Origin of the sequence: Streptomyces sp. NPDC051976 (assembly GCF_040680795.1) — a bacterium.
Classification (GTDB): Bacteria; Actinomycetota; Actinomycetes; order Streptomycetales; family Streptomycetaceae; genus Actinacidiphila.
The window spans coordinates 1-18953 of record NZ_JBFAXL010000022.1 but is presented as its reverse complement, the minus strand read 5'-3'; the positions used below and the strand labels follow the sequence as shown (position 1 = coordinate 18953).

Annotated in this window: 9 protein-coding genes, 1 tRNA gene and 2 rRNA genes; 1 reads left to right on the top strand and 11 read right to left on the bottom strand. The window is 70.7% G+C overall.

Features of this window, described 5'->3' with window-relative positions; genetic code table 11:
* Positions 1-107: 107 nt before the first annotated feature.
* From AB0M29_RS21880 to AB0M29_RS21850, 7 genes are all read right to left on the bottom strand, one after another.
* On the bottom strand, positions 108-644 hold the full coding sequence (locus tag AB0M29_RS21880; RefSeq protein WP_365384907.1) for a CinA family protein: 537 nt from the start codon (positions 642-644) through the stop codon (positions 108-110).
* The gene (gene pgsA, locus AB0M29_RS21875; protein WP_365384905.1) at positions 641-1624 is read right to left on the bottom strand and encodes a CDP-diacylglycerol--glycerol-3-phosphate 3-phosphatidyltransferase; all 984 of its coding nucleotides are present in this window, start codon (positions 1622-1624) and stop codon (positions 641-643) included. The genes AB0M29_RS21880 and pgsA overlap by 4 nt, the downstream gene beginning before the upstream one ends.
* On the bottom strand, positions 1621-3240 hold the full coding sequence (gene rimO, locus AB0M29_RS21870; RefSeq protein WP_365384903.1) for a 30S ribosomal protein S12 methylthiotransferase RimO: 1620 nt from the start codon (positions 3238-3240) through the stop codon (positions 1621-1623). Before rimO ends, pgsA begins: the two co-directional genes overlap by 4 nt.
* A gap of 95 nt (positions 3241-3335) precedes the next feature.
* On the bottom strand, positions 3336-4142 hold the full coding sequence (locus AB0M29_RS21865) for a RodZ domain-containing protein (RefSeq protein ID WP_365385104.1): 807 nt from the start codon (positions 4140-4142) through the stop codon (positions 3336-3338).
* Positions 4143-4437: 295 nt separating this feature from the next.
* Positions 4438-7188, bottom strand: coding sequence for a DNA translocase FtsK (locus tag AB0M29_RS21860; RefSeq protein WP_365384901.1), 2751 nt, complete (start codon positions 7186-7188; stop codon positions 4438-4440).
* 127 nt (positions 7189-7315) lie between these two features.
* Entirely contained in the window at positions 7316-8002 is a 687-nt protein-coding gene (locus AB0M29_RS21855) for a response regulator (RefSeq protein WP_365384899.1), read from the bottom strand.
* A 266-nt stretch (positions 8003-8268) separates the two neighbouring features.
* Positions 8269-13692: a HAMP domain-containing protein gene (locus AB0M29_RS21850; RefSeq protein ID WP_365384897.1), complete on the bottom strand. Its 5424-nt coding sequence runs from the start codon at positions 13690-13692 to the stop codon at positions 8269-8271.
* Between the two features lie 321 nt (positions 13693-14013).
* Here AB0M29_RS21850 and AB0M29_RS21845 point away from each other — a divergent pair, with 321 nt between their 5' ends.
* The gene (locus tag AB0M29_RS21845; RefSeq protein WP_365385102.1) at positions 14014-16677 is read left to right on the top strand and encodes a SpoIIE family protein phosphatase; all 2664 of its coding nucleotides are present in this window, start codon (positions 14014-14016) and stop codon (positions 16675-16677) included.
* Positions 16678-16749: 72 nt separating this feature from the next.
* On the opposite strand, the gene AB0M29_RS21840 is transcribed toward AB0M29_RS21845, so the two are convergent.
* The 4 genes from AB0M29_RS21840 to AB0M29_RS21825 form a co-directional block, all read right to left on the bottom strand.
* A tRNA-Thr gene (locus AB0M29_RS21840) sits at positions 16750-16822 on the bottom strand.
* Between the two features lie 50 nt (positions 16823-16872).
* On the bottom strand, positions 16873-17592 hold the full coding sequence (locus AB0M29_RS21835; RefSeq protein ID WP_365384895.1) for a DegT/DnrJ/EryC1/StrS family aminotransferase: 720 nt from the start codon (positions 17590-17592) through the stop codon (positions 16873-16875).
* Between the two features lie 128 nt (positions 17593-17720).
* Positions 17721-17837, bottom strand: a 5S ribosomal RNA gene (gene rrf / locus AB0M29_RS21830).
* A gap of 88 nt (positions 17838-17925) precedes the next feature.
* A 23S ribosomal RNA gene (locus AB0M29_RS21825) occupies positions 17926-18953 on the bottom strand; the annotation flags it as partial.

The following is an 18953-nucleotide window of genomic DNA, read 5'->3' as shown; positions in this document are numbered from 1 at the left end:
GCTCCCTCCTCGGACCGCGAAACCGCATCCTTCTCGCCCCACCGTACCGCCTCGGGCACCGGCCGTGCGGGGAGCGATGACGTGTTCACTCAGGGCTGCAAACATCCCTACTCCCCGTCTTCTTCCCTCTCCGGCGCCTCCGGACCCCTCCCGGGGCCGCCTGTCGCCGGGCTGTCCTGCAGCTGTGCCGCCAGCAGGGCCAGTACGGCGGTGACGGAGGCGGCGCGGATCTCCGCCCGCCCTCCGGACAGCAGCAGCGGGCTGACGGCGGCTCCCGCCGGTCCGGCGACGGCCACGAAAACCGTGCCGACCGGCCGGCCGTCCTGCGGATCGGGCCCAGCCACCCCGGTGGTCGCCACACCCCAGTCGGCGCCCAGCCGGTCCCGTACGCCCTCGGCCATCGCCCGGGCCACGTCAGGGTCGACGGCACCACGGGCGGCCAGCAGGGCGGCGTCCACGCCGAGCAGTTCGTGCTTGATCCCGGTCGCGTAGGCGGTGACGGAGCCGCGGAAGGTCCGCGAGGCGCCGGGAACCCCGGTCAGCTCCGCGGCCACCAGGCCGCCGGTCAGGGACTCCGCGACGGCCAGCGTCCAGCCGCGCTCGTCCAGCAGCCGCAGGACGTCCGCGGCGCCGGAGCCGGTCATACGCCGTGCTGCCGCTCGGCGGCCGGGGTCTCGGCGGCGAAGTCGGCGTCCGCGCCGACGCCCGCGCCCGCGCCCGCACCGGCGCTCAGCTCGGCGCTCACACCTGAGTCGAGGTCATCCGCGTCGGAGTCGTCCGCACCGGCGGCCGTTCCCGCGCCACCCGCGCCGGCGCCCGCACCGGACTCCGCGGCCGCAGCAGCCGCGGTCCCAGCCGCCGCCGTAGCCGCCGCCGTGGCCACCGGAGGAGCCGCGCCAGGCACCGCGCCGACCCCGATCGCCTTCGCCCCCGCGCTCGCGCCCGCTTCCGCGCCGTCCGGCACCGCCGCTGCCGCCGCCACCGCCGCGGCCCGCTCCGCCGCGAGGCCCGCCCGGCGCAGGACGATCGCCTGCCGGACGTAGTCGAGGCCGGTGGCGACGGTGAGGATGACGGCGATGGCCATCATCCAGGCGCGGACGGTGGCCAGTGGGCCGGTGAGCATGAGGATGTACATGCCGACGGCGATGCCCTGCGCGAGGGTCTTCATCTTGCCGCCGCGGCTGGCCGGGATCACCGCGTGCCGGATGACCCAGAAGCGCAGCAGGGTGATGCCCAGCTCGCGGACGAGGATGACGACCGTCACCCACCAGGGCAGGTCGCCCAGGGCCGACAGGCCGACGAGCGCCGCGCCCATGATCGCCTTGTCGGCGATGGGGTCGGCGATCTTGCCGAAGTCGGTGACGAGGCCGTACCGCCTGGCCAGTTCCCCGTCGAAGAGGTCGGTGATCATCGCGATGGCGAACGCCGCCCAGGCGAACGAGCGCCAGGCAGGGTCGTGCCCGTCGCCGTGCAGCAGGAGCAGCACGAAGCCGGGCACCAGCACGAGCCGCGCCATGGTGAGCAGATTCGCGATGTTCCACAGACCGGCCTTGGGCTGCACCGGGTCGCCCAGATGGTCGGGGGCCGAGGCGGCGGGTGCGGCGTGCGCGGGGACTCCGGTCATCTGGCCACCTCCTCCAGGCTGTGCGCGTGACGGGAGCCCGGCACGGCCGCCGCCGGCAGGTCGGCGGGCAGCGGCTCGGCGATCAGGTCGACGCCCTCGGTCGCGGTGACCTTCGCCGTGACGAACATCCCGGGCCGCGGCGCGTCCGGCGCGAACGGCTCGCCGTCGGCCGTCACCAGGACGACCTGGCCGTCGGTCTCGGGAGCCTGGTGGTCGGCCCGGCCGGTGATCTCGCCGGTCTCCTCGTCCACCGACTCGACCAGCACCCGCACGGTGGCGCCCAGCCGCTCCTCGGCGCGCTGCGCGGTGAGCTCCTCGGCGAGCCGCGAGACACGGGCGAGACGGGCGGCGACCACCTCCTCGTCGACCTTGTCCCCGTACGTGGCCGCCTCGGTGCCGTCCTCGTCGGAGTAGCCGAAGACGCCGATGGCGTCGAGCCTGGCGGAGCCGAGGAAGCGCTCCAGCTCCGCGAGGTCGGCCTCGGTCTCGCCGGGGAAGCCGACGATGAAGTTGGAGCGGACGCCCGCCTCGGGGGCCTTGGCGCGGATGGTGTCCAGCAGTTCCAGGAACCTGTCGGTGTCGCCGAAGCGGCGCATCGCGCGCAGCACACCGGGCGCGGAGTGCTGGAAGGACAGGTCGAAGTACGGCACCACGCCGGGCGTGCCGGTGAGCGCGTCGATCAGCCCCGGGCGCATCTCGGCGGGCTGCAGGTAGCTGACCCGCACCCGCTCGATGCCGTCGACCGCCGCCAGCTCGGGCAGCAGGGTCTCCAGCAGCCGGATGTCGCCGAGGTCCTTGCCGTAGGAGGTGTTGTTCTCGCTGACGAGCATCACCTCCTTGACGCCCTGCGCGGCCAGCCAGCGGGTCTCGCCGAGCACGTCGGAGGGCCGCCGGGAGATGAAGGAGCCGCGGAAGGACGGGATCGCGCAGAAGGTGCAGCGCCGGTCGCAGCCGGAGGCCAGCTTCACGGAGGCGACCGGTCCGGAGTCCAGACGGCGGCGCAGCGGCGCCCGCGGGCCCGAGGCGGGCGCCAGACCCTCCGGGAGGTCCGCGGGGACCTCACCGGGCGCCTCAGGGGCCTCTGCGACCCCAGTGGTGCCCGTGGCGGCCGGGGTGTCCCCGCCGATGGCGGAGTCCGCGGCGGGCGCCTGCGCGTGGCCGGGCAGCGCCACCGACGCCGTCTGGCGCTCGGCCGGGCTGATCGGCAGCAGCTTGCGGCGGTCGCGCGGGGTGTGGGAGGCGTGGACGCCACCGGCCAGGATGGTGCGCAGCCGGTCGGAGATGTCGGCGTAGTCGTCGAAGCCGAGCACGCCGTCCGCCTCGGGCAGCGCCTCGGCCAGCTCCTTGCCGTACCGCTCGGCCATGCAGCCCACCGCGACCACGGCCTGGGTGCGGGACTGGCCCTTGAGGTCGTTGGCCTCCAGCAGGGCGTCCACGGAGTCCTTCTTGGCGGCCTCGACGAACCCGCAGGTGTTCACGACGGCCACATCGGCGTCGGAGGCGTCGTCGACCAGCTGCCAGCCGTCCGCCGCGAGTCGTCCAGCGAGTTCCTCGGAGTCCACCTCATTGCGGGCGCAGCCGAGCGTGACAAGGGCGACGGTACGGGGTTCGGGCATACGCTCAGCGTACCCGGCCCGTATCCGCCGCCCTTCCGCGCCGACCCGGAAGCGTGGCCCCGGATGACGCCCTCAGCGATCGGATCGGTGGTGCGTCAGCCCTGGGTGGGGTCGCCCGGGGTGTAGGTCAGCCGGACCACCTGGCCGTCGGTGCCCGCGGCGCCGAGGTCCTTGCCGTTCACGAAGAGCTTGACCGCGCCCGCGTTGCCGACGACCAGTTTGATCTTCTTGTCGTCGGTGAAGGTCTCGGACTGGTCCTTCTTCAGCGAGCCCTGGAACAGCTGCTTGCCGTTGTGGTCGGTGGCCTGGACCCAGCTGGTGCCCTCGGCGCTGATCTTCACCGTCACCTTGCCGGGCGGCGCGGCGGCGATGGCGCTGTTGGACGGGTTGGGCTTCGGGTCCGCGCCGTTGCGCTGCGGGGACGGGGAGGTCGAGGGGGTGGTCGCGGACGGCGTCGGGGTGCCGGAGTCGGCCGTGGTCTTGCCGCTGTCGCCGCCGCTGGTGGCGACGGTGTAGCCGACGAAGCCGATGACGGCGACGATCGCCGCGATCATCGCGGCGGTCCAGTTGGCCCGGCGCGGCTCGGAGCGGATCTTCTGCGCCTCGTACATCGGCGCGACGGCTACCTTGGGGGTCTCGCCGACATGCTCCGCCGCGTACTGCTCCACCAGCGGTTCCGGGTCGACGCCGACCGCGCGCGCCAGGGTACGGATATGGCCGCGCGCGTACACGTCGCCGCCGCACCGGGAGAAGTCGTCCTGCTCGATGGCCTGCAGGATCGGCACACGCACCCGGGTGCTGGTGCTGACCTCGTCGATGGAGAGCCCCGCCGCGATACGGGCCTGGGCGAGGGCGTGGCCGACCGAAGGCCGGTCTTCGGATGGCGAGTTGCCGACGGACACGAGGGCGCCTTTCGAGGGTGCAGCCACCTGCTGTGGGATCAGTCTAGGGGGGTTGTGGAACGCGGGATCATGCGGATGACGTGTTTGTTTCCGGCAACGGGATCGCCAGCCGGAGACCGGGTCCGCGGGTCCCGGTGGCACCGGACGGATCCGGAGACGACGGACAGTCAGACGGGTTCGCCCTCCTGCACAACTTGACGTACGAACAGGAGAAACGGTTGCCCCAGAACTTTCCCACTGTCCCGGGACTTACGCCTTCCCGGGGCCAGAATGGGCCCTTCTGGCTCCGCCGGAGCTAGGAAGCGTCGCCGCGGATCACCATCAGGACACCGTCCAACTCGTCCGCCTTCACCAGGACGTCGCGCGCCTTGGAGCCCTCGCTCGGGCCGACGATGCCGCGCGACTCCATGAGGTCCATGAGCCTGCCCGCCTTGGCGAAGCCGACACGCAACTTGCGCTGGAGCATCGAGGTCGAGCCGAACTGCGTGGAGACCACCAGCTCGGCGGCCTGGCACAACAGGTCGAGATCGTCGCCGATCTCCTCGTCGATCTCCTTCTTGGGACCGCTGCCGACGGTGACGTCCGAGCGGTAGGAGGGCGTGAGCTGCGCCTTGCAGTGCTCGACGACCTTGGCGACCTCGTCCTCGGTCACGAAGGCGCCCTGCATGCGGATCGGCTTGTTCGCGCCCATCGGCAGGAAGAGCCCGTCGCCCTTGCCGATCAGCTTCTCCGCGCCCGGCTGGTCGAGGATGACCCGGCTGTCGGCGAGCGAGGAGGTGGCGAAGGCCAGCCGCGACGGGACGTTCGCCTTGATCAGACCGGTCACCACGTCGACGCTCGGGCGCTGCGTGGCCAGCACCAGGTGGATACCGGCGGCGCGGGCGAGCTGGGTGATGCGGACGATGGAGTCCTCCACGTCGCGGGGCGCGACCATCATCAGGTCGGCCAGCTCGTCCACGATCACCAGCAGGTACGGGTACGGCGCCAGCTCGCGCTCGCTGCCCTCGGGCGTCTTGGCCTTGCCGGAACGCACCGCGGCGTTGAAGTCGTCGATGTGCCGGAAGCCGTACGCGGCGAGGTCGTCGTAGCGCAGGTCCATCTCGCGCACCACCCACTGCAGGGCCTCGGCGGCCCGCTTGGGGTTGGTGATGATCGGGGTGATCAGGTGCGGGATGCCCTCGTACGCGGTCAGCTCGACCCGCTTGGGGTCGACCAGCACCATCCGCACCTCGTCGGGGGTGGCACGGGCCATGATCGAGGTGATCAGGCAGTTGATGTTGGACGACTTGCCGGAGCCGGTGGCGCCGGCCACCAGGACGTGCGGCATCTTGGCGAGGTTGGCCATCACATAGCCGCCCTCGACGTCCTTGCCGAGCGCGACCGTCATCGGGTGGTCCTCGCCCGCGGCCTCCGCCGAGCGCAGCACGTCGCCGAGATTGACCATCTCGCGGTCGCTGTTGGGGATCTCGATGCCGACCGCGGACTTGCCGGGGATCGGGCTGATGATCCGCACGTCGGGGCTGGCCACCGAGTAGGCGATGTTCTTGGCGAGCGCGGTGATCCGCTCGACCTTGACCGCGGGGCCCAGCTCGATCTCGTAGCGGGTGACCGTCGGGCCGCGGGTGAAGCCGGTGACGACCGCGTCGACCTTGAACTCCTTGAAGACCTGGCCGAGCGAGGCGACCACCGCGTCGTTGGCGGCGCTGCGGGTGCGTCCGGGGCCGCCGCGCTCCAGCAGGTCGAGCGAGGGCAGCGCGTAGGTGATGTCGCCGGAGAGCTGGAGCTGCTCGGCGCGCGGCGGCAGCGGCGGGCCGGTCTCCACCGCCTTCTTGGTGAGGTCGGGTACGCCGCCGGAGGCGTCGGCCCCGGGCTCCTGCTCCGGCTGCTCGTCCTCGGCACGCGCCGCGGGCACCGGCTTCCTGATCCGGCTGGTCAGGTCGGCGACCAGCGGGGAGGGCTGCACGCCGTGCAGCACGGCGCCGTCGAGCGCGGCGGCCGCCGCGGCGGCCACGTCCACCGCGTCCGGACCGTCCTGGCCCTGCGCACCGGGCAGCGGCTCGGCGCGGCGCCGGGGGCGGCGGCGCGGCTTGGGCTCCTCCGCGGGCTCGTCCAGCGACGCGTCGCGGTCGACGTCGTACGGCTCCGCGGCCGACTTGCTGAACCGCAGCGGCACCCGGCGTACCGGCGACTCGTCCTCGTCCTCGGCGGCGGCCTCGTCGTCCTCGGAGAAGAAGTCCTCCAGGGGTACGGCGTCGGGGTCCGGCGGCGGGGCGTACAGGCCCAGCCTGGTGCCCGCGTGGCGCAGCCGCTGCGGGATCGCGTTGACCGGGGTGGCGGTGACCACCAGCAGGCCGAAGACGGTGAAGAGCAGCAGCAGCGGGAAGGCGAGCGCCGAGCCGACGGTGTAGAGCAGCGGGGAGGCGGCGGCCCAGCCGATGAGGCCGCCCGCGTCGCGCAGGGCGGTCGCCCCGGCGTCGCGCTGCGGGGAGCCGCACGCCATGTGGACCAGGCCGAGCGCGCCGATCACCAGGGCGGACAGGCCGATCACGATGCGGCCGTTGGCCTCGGGCTGCTCGGGGTGGCGCATCAGGCGTACGGCGACGGCGCCCAGCAGCAGCGGCACGAGCAGGTCGAGGCGGCCGAAGGCGCCGGTGACCAGCATCTCGACCAGATCGCCCACGGGGCCGTGCAGATTCGACCAGGTGCCCGCGGCCACCACCAGGGTGAGGCCGAGCAGCAGCAGTGCCAGACCGTCCTTGCGGTGCGCCGGGTCGAGTCCGCGCGCGCCGCGCCCTATACCGCGCAGGATCGCGCCGACGGTGTGGGCGAGGCCCAGCCACAGCGCCCTGACCATCCGGTAGAGGCCGCCGGTGGGTGAAGGGGCGGGTCTGGGCGCGGGTTTGGCCGCCGCGGCCTTCTTGGCGGACTTGGCGGTCTTGGCGGGCGGTCTGGCGGCGCTCTTCGGCGCCGGCTTCTTTGCCGCGGCCTTCTTGGCCGCAGGCTTCGCCGTGGCTTTCCTGGCGGTGCCGGACGTACGTGAGGCCATGGTGCCGAGGTTACCGCCCTTGTCATCGGGGACACGCGTGCCTGAGAGTACGCCCGTTCGTGTCGCCCGGCCCCAGGCGCGAGGCTGACGCAGCGTCAACCGTGCCGCATGGCCTCCGCCGTACGGGTTAGTCCTGGGTCGGCAGTTTGACGTTGGAGTCGCTGGTGCCCGGTTCCAGGGCGTCCAGCGCCCGCCGCAACCCGGTGAGTTTGCGCTCCAGATGGGCGGCGGTGGCCACCGCCGCGGCGTCCGCCGACTCGTTGAGCTGCTTGCTGAGCGCCTCGGCCTGCTCCTCCACCGCGGCGAGCCGGGCGGAGAGTTCGGCGAGCAGCCCGGCGGGCTCCTTGGAGCCGTTCGACCCGGCGCCGACGTGCACACCCTGCTCCAACTGCAGTCGCAGCAGTGCCGCCTGCTCCCTGAGCTGGCAGTTCTTGGTGTAGAGGTCGACGAAGACCGACACCTTGGCGCGCAGCACCCAGGGGTCGAAGGGCTTGGAGATGTAGTCGACCGCACCCGCGGCGTAACCGCGGAAGGTGTGGTGCGGCCCGTGGTTGATCGCGGTCAGGAAGATGATCGGGATGTCCCGCGTCCGCTCCCGCCGCTTGATGTGCGCCGCGGTCTCGAACCCGTCCATGCCCGGCATCTGGACATCGAGCAGGATCACCGCGAAGTCATCGGTGAGCAGCGCCTTCAGCGCTTCCTCCCCGGACGATGCCCGCACCAGGGTCTGATCGAGCGCAGAGAGGATCGCCTCAAGCGCCAGCAGATTCTCCGGCCGGTCATCGACCAGGAGGATCTTGGCCTTCTGCACCATGGCCCGCCCTCCTCGCCCCGGCACTACACCGGTCGCCGCCCCCGGGGACGACTCCGTCACGCCGCCCGTACTTGTGCCGGTCATGGTAGCCGCACCCCGCCGTTCGCCACACCCTGTCACCGCCAGGTCACTCAACACACACCGGAAACGTAGGCGGAGACCAGAAGGTTCCCTGGATCGGGGGCTCTCACACCTCATCGTGCGCACGAGTCTTCCCGTCCCCGCGCCGGTCAAGGGGCTGCCCGCGGAATGCGGGCCCGCCCCGGTCACCGGGCGTGCATCCACTCCTCCATCAGCGTCAGCAGGTGGTCGGTGTCGACGGGCTTGGTCACGTAGTCCGACGCCCCGGACTCGATGCTCTTCTCCCGGTCGCCCTTCATGGCCTTCGCCGTCAGCGCGATGATCGGCAGCCCGGCGAACTGCGGCATCTTGCGGATCGCCGTCGTCGTCGCGTAGCCGTCCATCTCCGGCATCATGATGTCCATCAGCACGACCGCGATGTCGTCGTGCTGTTCGAGCACCTCGATGCCCTCCCGGCCGTTCTCGGCGTACAGCACGGTCAGCCCGTGCTGTTCCAGGACGCTGGTGAGGGCGAAGACGTTGCGGATGTCGTCGTCGACGATCAGCACCTTCTCGCCGCTGAAGCCGCCGGAGAAGCCCGTGTACGCGTCCGGGTGCGCCGCGTCCAGCCAGGAGTCGCCGTGGCCGGCCGCGCCGGCGCCGTTGCCGTTCCCCGACATCCCGGGCAGCCCCGAGGAGGGCGGCAGCGGGGTGGGCTGGGCCGAGCGGCGGCGCAGCCGTGCCAGGCTGCTGCCAGGACTGCGGGTGCGGCCCCCGGTGCCCGACTCCGACTCGATGCCGTGGCCCCCGGCCGGGAGTTGCGGCAGCGCCTGCGGGAAGTCGCCCAGGCTGAGCGGCAGATACAGCGTGAAGGTGGAGCCGCGGCCCGGCTGGCTGTCGGCGTGGATCTCACCGCCGAGCAGCCGGGCGATCTCGCGGCTGATCGACAGCCCCAGGCCCGTACCGCCGTACTTGCGGCTGGTGGTGCCGTCGGCCTGCTTGAACGCCTCGAAGATCACCCGCATCTTGCTGGCGGCGATACCGATACCCGTGTCGGTCACGGAGAACGCGATCAGCGGCTGGTCCGGGTCGCGCAGGGTGCCCGCCTCCAGCAACTGCTCGCGGATGGACTGCGGCACCTCGGCGCCGGCCGGCCTGATCACCAGCTCCACCGAGCCGCTGTCGGTGAACTTCACCGCGTTGGACAGCAGATTGCGCAGCACCTGGAGCAGCCGCTGCTCGTCGGTGTGCAGGGTGACGGGCAGTTCGGGCGAGACCCGCACCGAGAAGTCCAGGCCCTTCTCCGCGGTCAGCGGGCGGAAGGTGGCCTCCACGTAGTCCACCAGCTGCACCAGGGCGATACGGGTCGGGGAGACGTCCATCTTGCCCGCCTCGACCTTGGACAGGTCGAGGATGTCGTTGATGAGCTGCAGCAGGTCGGAACCGGCGCCGTGGATGGTCTCGGCGAACTCCACCTGCTTCGGCGACAGGTTTCCGTCGGCGTTGTCCGCGAGCAACTTGGCCAGGATCAGCAGCGAGTTGAGCGGGGTGCGCAGCTCGTGCGACATGTTGGCCAGGAACTCCGACTTGTAGCGCATCGAGACCGCGAGCTGCTCGGCGCGCTCCTCCAGGACCTGCCGGGCCTCCTCGATCTCGGTGTTCTTCACCTCGATGTCGCGGTTCTGCCGGAAGAGGAGTTCTGCCTTCTCCTCCAGCTCGCCGTTGGACAGCTCCAGCGCGCGCTGCCGGTTCTCCAGCTCCGCCGACCGCTCCTGGAGCTGTTCGGTCAGCTCCTGGGACTGCTTGAGCAGGCCCTCGGTCTTGGTGTTGACGCTGATGGTGTTGACGCTGATAGCGATGATGTCGGTGATCTGGTTGAGGAAGTCCTTCTGGATCTGGGTGAACGGCTGGAACGCGGCCAGTTCGATCACGCCCAGCACGCGGCCCTCGAAGAGCACCGGCAGCACGATCACATGCGACGGCGGTGCCTCACCGAGACCCGAGGTGATCTTCAGATAGCCCGGCGGCACGTGCTCGACCAGGATGGAACGCTTCTCCACCGCGGCCTGCCCGATCAGTCCCTCCCCGGGCAGGAACACCGTGGACATGCTGCGCCGGGAGAAGCCGTAGCTGCCGATCAGCCGCAGCTCGTACTCCTCGCCGACCTCGGTGGTGTCCTCGGCGAGGAAGAACGCGCCGTGCTGCGCGGAGACCACCGGTGTCAGCTCGCTCATGATCAGCGCGGCCACGTCGCCGAGGTCGCGGCGGCCCTGCATCACACCGGAGATACGGGCCAGGTTGCCCTTGAGCCAGTCCTGCTCGCGGTTGGCGTGCGTCGTCTCCCGCAGGCGGACGATCATCGTGTTGATGTAGTCCTGGAGCTCCAGGATCTCGCCCGCCGCGTCCACGTCGATCCGCAGGTTGAGGTCGCCGCGGGTCACCGCGGTGGCGACCTGGGCGATGTTGCGGACCTGGCTGGTCAGGTTGTTGGCCATCAGGTTCACCGACTCGGTGAGGTCCTTCCAGATGCCGGAGACGTCCGGCACCCGGGCCTGGCCGCCCAGCCGCCCTTCCGTACCCACCTCGCGGGCCACCCGGGTCACCTCGTCACCGAAGGCCGACAGCTGGCCGACCATGGTGTTGATGGTGGTCTTCAGCTCCAGGATCTCGCCGCGCGCGTCCACGTCGATCTTCTTGGACAGGTCACCGCGGGCGACCGCCGTGGTCACCTGGGCGATCTGCCGCACCTGGCCGGTGAGGTTGGAGGCCATGCCGTTCACCGACTCGGTGAGGTCCTTCCAGGTGCCCGCGACGCCGGGCACGCGGGCCTGGCCGCCGAGGATGCCCTCGGTACCCACCTCGCGGGCCACGCGGGTGACCTCGTCACCGAACGCGGACAGCGTGTCGACCATGGTGTTGATGGTCTCCGCGAGCTGCGCGACCTCGCCGCGCGCGTCGACGGTGATCTTCTTCGTCAGGTCGCCGTTGGCGACCGCCGTGGCCACCGAGGAGATCGAACGCACCTGGCTGGTCAGGTTGTTGGCCATCAGGTTGACGTTGTCGGTGAGGTTCTTCCACAGGCCCTGCGCGTCGCGCACACGGGCCTGGCCGCCCAACTGGCCGTCGGTGCCCACCTCCCGGGACACGCGGGTGACCTCGTCACCGAAGGCGGACAGCGTGTCCACCATCGTGTTCACCGTGGTGACCAGCGCCAGGATCTCGCCCTTGGCGTCGACGGTGATCTTCTTGGACAGGTCGCCCTGGGCGACCGCGGAGGTGACGTCGGCGATGTTGCGCACCTGCGATGTCAGGTTGTTCGCCATGAAGTTGACGGACTGGGTGAGGTCCTTCCAGGTGCCGCTGACGCCCTGCACCTCGGCCTGGCCGCCCAGGATGCCCTCGGTGCCGACCTCGCGGGCCACCCTGGTGACCTGCTCGGCGAAGGACGAGAGCTGGTCGACCATCGTGTTGAGGGTGTTCTTCAACTCCAGGATCTCGCCGCGCGCGTCCACGTCGATCTTCTGCGACAGGTCGCCGCGGGCGACCGCCGTGGCGACCTCGGCGATGTTGCGCACCTGGCTGGTGAGGTTCCCGGCCATGCCGTTCACCGAGTCGGTCAGGTCGCGCCACACGCCGGCGACGCCCGGCACCTGCGCCTGACCGCCGAGCCGCCCTTCCGTACCCACGTCGCGGGCCACCCTGGTGACCTGCTCGGCGAAGGACGAGAGCTGGTCGACCATCGTGTTGATGGTGTTCTTCAGCTCCAGGATCTCGCCGCGCGCGTCCACGTCGATCTTCTGCGACAGGTCGCCGCGCGCGACCGCCGTGGTCACCTGGGCGATCTGCCGCACCTGGGACGTCAGGTTCCCCGCCATGAAGTTGACGGAGTCCGTGAGGTCCTTCCAGGTGCCCGCGACGCCGTCCACCCGGGCCTGGCCGCCGAGGCGGCCCTCGGTGCCCACGTCCCGCGCCATCCGGGTCACCTGGGCGGCGAAGGAGCCGAGTTGGTCGACCATCCGGTTCACGGTGTTCTTGAGTTCCAGCATCTCGCCGGAGACGTCGACCGTGACCTTCTGCGACAGGTCGCCGTTGGCGACCGCGGTGGTCACCTGCGCGATGTTGCGGACCTGGCCCGTCAGGTTGCGGAAGGCGGTGTTCACCGAGTCGGTGAGGTCCTTCCACGTACCCGCCGCGCCCGGCACCTGCGACTGGCCGCCGAGGATGCCCTCGACGCCGACCTCGCGGGCCACCCGGGTCACCTCCGCGCCGAACGCGGAGAGCTGGTCGACCATGGTGTTCACGGTGTTCTTGAGTTCCAGCATCTCGCCGGAGACGTCGACCGTGACCTTCTGCGACAGGTCGCCGTTGGCGACCGCGGTGGTCACCTGCGCGATGTCGCGCACCTGGGCGGTCAGGTTGCGAAAGGCGGTGTTCACCGAGTCGGTGAGGTCCTTCCAGGTGCCCGCCGCGCCCGGCACCTGCGCCTGCCCGCCGAGCAGGCCCTCGGCGCCGACCTCACCGGCGACGCGGGTGACCTCGTCGGCGAACGTCCGCAGCGTCTCGGTCATCGCGTTGATCGTCTCGGCGAGCTGCGCGACCTCGCCGCGCGCGCCGATGGTGATCTTCTGCGTCAGGTCGCCGTTGGCGACGGCGGTCGTCACCTGCGCGATGTCGCGCACCTGGGCGGTGAGATTCCCGGCCATCAGGTTCACCGAGTCGGTGAGGTCCTTCCAGACCCCCGCCATCCCCGGCACCTGCGCCTGGCCGCCCAGTTCGCCCTCGGTGCCCACCTCGCGGGCGACCCGGGTCACCTCGGAGGAGAAGGAGGAGAGCTGGTCCACCATCGTGTTGACGGTGTTCTTCAGCTCCAGCATCTCACCGGCGACATGCACGGTGACCTTGCGTGACAGGTCGCCCTTGAGCACCGCCTGCGTCACCAGCGCGATGTCGCGCACCTGGGCCGTCAGCCGGTACGCCATGGTGTTCACCGAGTCGGTGAGGTCCTTCCAGGACCCGGCCATGCCGCGCACCTTCGCCTGGCCGCCGAGCTTGCCCTCGGTGCCGACCTCGCTGGCCACCCGGGTGACCTCGTCGGTGAACGCGGAGAGCTGGTCGACCAGCCCGTTGACGGTCCGGCCCACCTTGAGGAACTCGCCGCGCAGCGGGTGCGCCGACCCGTCCGCGTTCTGGGCGCGCAGGTCCATCCGCTGTTCGAGGTCGCCCTCGGCCACCGCGGACAGCACCCTGCCGACCTCGGAGACGGGCCGTACGAGATCGTCCACCAGGGCGTTCGACGCCTCGATGGCGGCGGCCCAGGCCCCCTCGCAGGCGCCGGTCTCCAGCCGCTCGGTGAGCTTGCCCTCCCGGCCGACCACCCGCCGCACCCGGGCCAGCTCCCCTGTGAGGTGCTGGTTACGGTCCGCGACCTCGTTGAACACCGCGGCGATCTCCGCCATCGGGCCGTCACCGGACACGGTGAGCCGCCTGCGGAAGTTGCCGTCCCGCATCGCGGCCAACGCCCCCAGGAGCTTCACCAGCGAGGCGGAATCGACTTCTACGGCCCCGTTGGCGCGGGAACGCCCGTTCTTCGTGCGCGCGGCCGTGCCCCGCGCCGATGCGGCTGACTCCACCGTGTCCCTCCTGGAGGGTCGATCGACCTGCATACGTGCAACATTGCTGCCCTGAGAGCATGCCCAGTGTTTCACCCTGGCCCCACCCGGCCATAACAGTTCGGCAGCATCGCATATGACCTCGTGGCACGTTCGGGGTGGAAACACCCGCAACCGGCGCACGCGCCGTGGGTGCGGGTCAGTAACCTGGCTGTGTCCTCGGGGGGCCGCCCTCGTCGGGCGTACACCTCTGGGGAGCCGCCGGTGAAGGTCGAACAGCGCGGCGGCACCGCCACGGGCGCGGTCAGCGGACCCGTCCAGCTTCGAGCAACGAGGAGACCGGTGATCACGGCGCGCGCAGCGGCCAGCTTCGAACCGGTGGGGCGGTCGGTGGCCGTCGCGCGTGCCTTCGTCCGCGACACCCTGCACGGCTGGGGGTTCGCCGATGTCGTGGATGACGCCGTCGTCCTCACCAGCGAACTGGTCACCAATGCTGTCGTCCACGCGGGCACCGCCGCGGACGTGCAGTGCCTGCGCTTCGAGACGGCGGTGCGCGTCGAGGTCGCCGACCACTACCCCGACCGCGAGATCCCGATCCAGGGCCGCGGCCGGCAGTTCCGCGACCCGGACAACGAAGGCGGACGCGGCCTGCTGCTCTGCTCGGCGCTGGCCAACCGCTGGGGCGTGGAGTACACGCCCGCGGGCAAGCACGTCTGGTTCCAGCTCGACCTGCCCGAGCGCCCCGCGGGCACCCGCTCCGCCGGCCCGCTGCTGCCCCCCGAGGAGCTGCCGGTCGCCGACGAGCGGGTACGCGTCGCCGTCGTCCAGGTCGACCGCCGCGGCGGCATCACCCGCTGGAACGACGACGCCGCCGACCTCTTTGGCCACCCCGCCCCCGACGTGCTGGGCAGGTCGCTGGCCGACCTCACCGCCTGGCCGCAGACCCCCGGCACCGGCATCGGCCTGGCCGAGGCGCTCCAGCTCTCCCGCTGGGAGGGCACCTACGGGCTGCGCGACGCCGACGGCAGGGTGCTGCCGGTCTACGGCTCCCATCTGCGGGTACGCGACAGCGCGGGCGAGCCGTCCACCGTCATCCTGCTGGTACGCGCCGAGGAGCGGGCCGTACTGCAGACCCCGGCCCGCGGCGCGTCCGCCAACGACTCGGGGCTGGTGCACCGCGGCAAGACCGCGGACGCCTTCGAGGTCTTCATCGGCTCCCCCGCCCCCGACGACCTCGACAGCCTCCTGCAGCGCACCGTGGAACGCGCCCGCGACATGCTCGACGGCGACGCCGCGTATCTGCTGCTCGCCACGGACGACGAGACCGAGTTGGAGGTACGCGCCTCCACCGGCCTGCCGTCGGCCCGCCAGCGCTTCGCCCGGGTCCCCGTAGAGGCGGGCACCGGGCGGTACGGCAGCGCCAGGATGCCGGCCGTCCACGAGGACCTCACCGCGGTCCCCGGCGCCGTACCGCTGCTGTCCGGCACCGGTATGCGGTCGGTCGTCACCGTGCCCCTGAAGGTCGAGGGCCGCCTCACCGGCTCCCTCGGAGTCGCCGCCGAGGCCCCGGGCCGCTACTCGAACCAGGAGGCGCTGCGGCTGCAGTTCGCCGCCGACCGGATCGCGCTGGCCGTGGAGAGCGCCCGGCTCACCGAGCTGGAGCGGCTGCGCCGCGGCTCGCTGTCCTTCCTCGTCGAGGCGTCCGACCTGCTCGCCGGAACGCTGGAGCGGGACCAGACGCTGGCGCTGATGGCCCAGATGACCGTGCCGACGCTGGCGAGTTGGTGCGCCGTCTACACCATCGCCGAGCGGTCGGAACCCGAACTGGCCTTCGTCCTGCACGAGGACGAGGACCGTATCGACGGCATCAAGGCGCTGCTCTCCCAGGTGCGGCCCCCGGAGCCCGACCCGACGCCCGGCGCCCGGTTCTGGACCGCGCCGTCCGACGCGGCGCACTCCAGCGCCCTGCGCGCCTCGCTGCGCAGCCTCGGCGTCGGGGCGAAGTCCGCCGCCTCCGCCGCCCCTTCGGCCGCCCCGAACCAGGGCGGCCGCCCGGCGAGCGCCCCCGGTGTCGCGCTGGCGACGGCGGCCGCGGTCGGCGGCGAGACCGTGGTGCTGCCCCTGGTGGCGCGCAACCGTGTGATCGGCCTGCTGACCCTGGGCAAGCCCGCCGACGAGCGCTTCCGCCAGGAGATCCTCGAACTCGCCGAGGACCTGTCCCGCCGCGCCGCCCTGGCCCTGGACAACGCCCGCCTCTACAGCGAGCGCACCGCCATCAGCCAGGCCCTCCAGCGCAGCCTGCTGCCCCCGGAACTGCCCCGCGTGCCCGGCGTCGAGGTCGAGGTGGTCTACCGCGCGGCAGGCGAGGGCAACGAGGTCGGCGGCGACTTCTACGACCTCTTCCCGATCCGCGACGGCTGCTGGGGCTTCGCCATCGGCGACGTCTGCGGTACGGGCCCGGAGGCCGCCGCCGTCACGGGCCTGGCCCGGCACGCGCTGCGGCTGCTCGCCCGCGAGGGCTTCGGCGGCCCCGCGGTCCTGGAGCGCCTCAACGCCGCGATCCTCGACGAGGGCGCCCGCAGCCGCTTCCTCACCCTTCTCTACGGCGAGTTGTGGCCGCAGCACGACGGCAGCGCCATCCTGCGCATGGTCTGCGCGGGACACCCGCTGCCGTTGCGACTGCGCCCGGACGGGTCGGTGGAACCGGCCGCGGAACCACAGCCGCTGCTCGGCGTGCTCGACGACCTCGAGCTGGTCGAGCAGACGGTCACCCTCGACCCGGGCGACGTCCTGCTCTGCGTCACCGACGGCGTCACCGAACGCCGCGAGGGCAGCCGCATGCTGGGCGACGACGGCCTCGCCGACGTCCTGCGCACCTGTACGGGACTGACCGCCGGCGCGGTGGCCGCCCGGATCCAGCGGGCGGTGGAACGCTTCGCCTCGGACGCCCCGTCCGACGACATGGCCATCCTCGCGATGCGGGTGCCGCAACTCCCCAAGGAATAGGGACGGGCAGCGGTACGCGAGGTCCGGACACGACAGAGGCCCCCGCCAGCGGCGGGGGCCTCTTCTGTGCTGAGCCCCAATACGGAATCGAACCGTAGACCTTCTCCTTACCATGGAGACGCTCTACCGACTGAGCTATTGGGGCGCGTTCGGCGGGACGATCTTAACCCACGAACGCCCGTGCGGGGAAACCGGTCAGATGAGTCCGCCGAGTGCGTTGCAGGCGTCCGCGATGTGCGTCAACTCCCGCTGCGACATCCCGGGGTGGACCGGCAGCGACAGGCTGTCCGCGGCCACCTGCTCGGTCTGCGGCAGCACGGCGCCGGACCGGTGCGCGGGCATCCGGTGCACCGGCACGGGGACGCTGACGGTCGCCCGTACGCCCTTCTTCGCCAGGGCGGCGGCGAAGGCGTCCCGGTCCGGCCGGCCGTTGCCGGGAATCCGTACGGCGTACTGCTGGTAGAGGTGGTGCGCCCCCGGCTCGGTGTACGGCACGACGACGCTGGTCAACGCCGAGTCCAGGAAGCGCGCGTGGGCCCTGCGCCGGGCGATCGCCCCGGTGTCCTCCGCGGCCCCGCCCTCTTCCACGAGCGCCAGCGCACACCGCTCGGCCAGCTCGTTGAGCCGCGCCATCGGCGCGGGATGCCCGAAGACGTGCACGGGGACGATCGCGGCCGTCCGCGAGGTGATGCCCGCGGCCACGGCGTCCGGGTCGAGGCAGAACGTCCGAGCGTCTATGTCGGCGAACACGGGGACCGCGCCGGCCAGCCGTACGGCGTCGGCGGGCGCTCCGGGACCGAACGACGGCACGATGACCTCGTCACCCGTGCCGATCCCCAACTCCACCAGGGCCGCGCGCAGGGCGGCCGCTGTCGTGTCCGAAGCGATCCTGTGCCGTCGTCCGGCAGTCGTCATCTGCTGCACGTCTCCACACCTCCGCCTGTCGGGGCGCCCAGAGTCTCGGCACGACGTGAACGGGGGGTAACGGAAAACAAAAAAGCCCCAACCCCCGAGCCGAAGCTCGGGGGTTGGGGCGAAAGATTGTTCGGCGGCGTCCTACTCTCCCACAGGGTCCCCCCTGCAGTACCATCGGCGCTGAAAGGCTTAGCTTCCGGGTTCGGAATGTAACCGGGCGTTTCCCTAACGCTATGACCACCGAAACACCATGAAACACACACCAACCCCCGCACGAAGCGGGGTGTTTGGTGGGCTGGTTGTTTCAGAACCACACAGTGAACGCGAGCAACAATGGACAAGCCCTCGGCCTATTAGTACCAGTCAGCTCCACCCCTTACGAGGCTTCCACATCTGGCCTATCAACCCAGTCGTCTACTGGGAGCCTTAACCCATCAAGTGGGTGGGAGCCCTCATCTCGAAGCAGGCTTCCCGCTTAGATGCTTTCAGCGGTTATCCCTCCCGAACGTAGCCAACCAGCCATGCCCTTGGCAGGACAACTGGCACACCAGAGGTTCGTCCGTCCCGGTCCTCTCGTACTAGGGACAGCCCTTCTCAAGACTCCTACGCGCACAGCGGATAGGGACCGAACTGTCTCACGACGTTCTAAACCCAGCTCGCGTACCGCTTTAATGGGCGAACAGCCCAACCCTTGGGACCGACTCCAGCCCCAGGATGCGACGAGCCGACATCGAGGTGCCAAACCATCCCGTCGATATGGACTCTTGGGGAAGATCAGCCTGTTATCCCCGGGGTACCTTTTATCCGTTGAGCGACGGCGCTTCCACAAGCCACCGCCGGATCACTAGTCCCTACTTTCGTACCTGCTCGACCCGTCAGTCTCACAGTCAAGCTCCCTTGTGCACTTACACTCAACACCTGATTGCCAACCAGGCTGAGGGAACCTTTGGGCGCCTCCGTTACCCTTTAGGAGGCAACCGCCCCAGTTAAACTACCCACCAGACACTGTCCCTGATCCGGATCACGGACCGAGGTTAGACATCCAGCACGACCAGAGTGGTATTTCAACGACGACTCCACAATGGCTGGCGCCACCGCTTCACAGTCTCCCACCTATCCTACACAAGCCGAACCGAACACCAATATCAAGCTATAGTAAAGGTCCCGGGGTCTTTCCGTCCTGCTGCGCGAAACGAGCATCTTTACTCGTAGTGCAATTTCACCGGGCCTATGGTTGAGACAGTCGAGAAGTCGTTACGCCATTCGTGCAGGTCGGAACTTACCCGACAAGGAATTTCGCTACCTTAGGATGGTTATAGTTACCACCGCCGTTTACTGGCGCTTAAGTTCTCAGCTTCGCC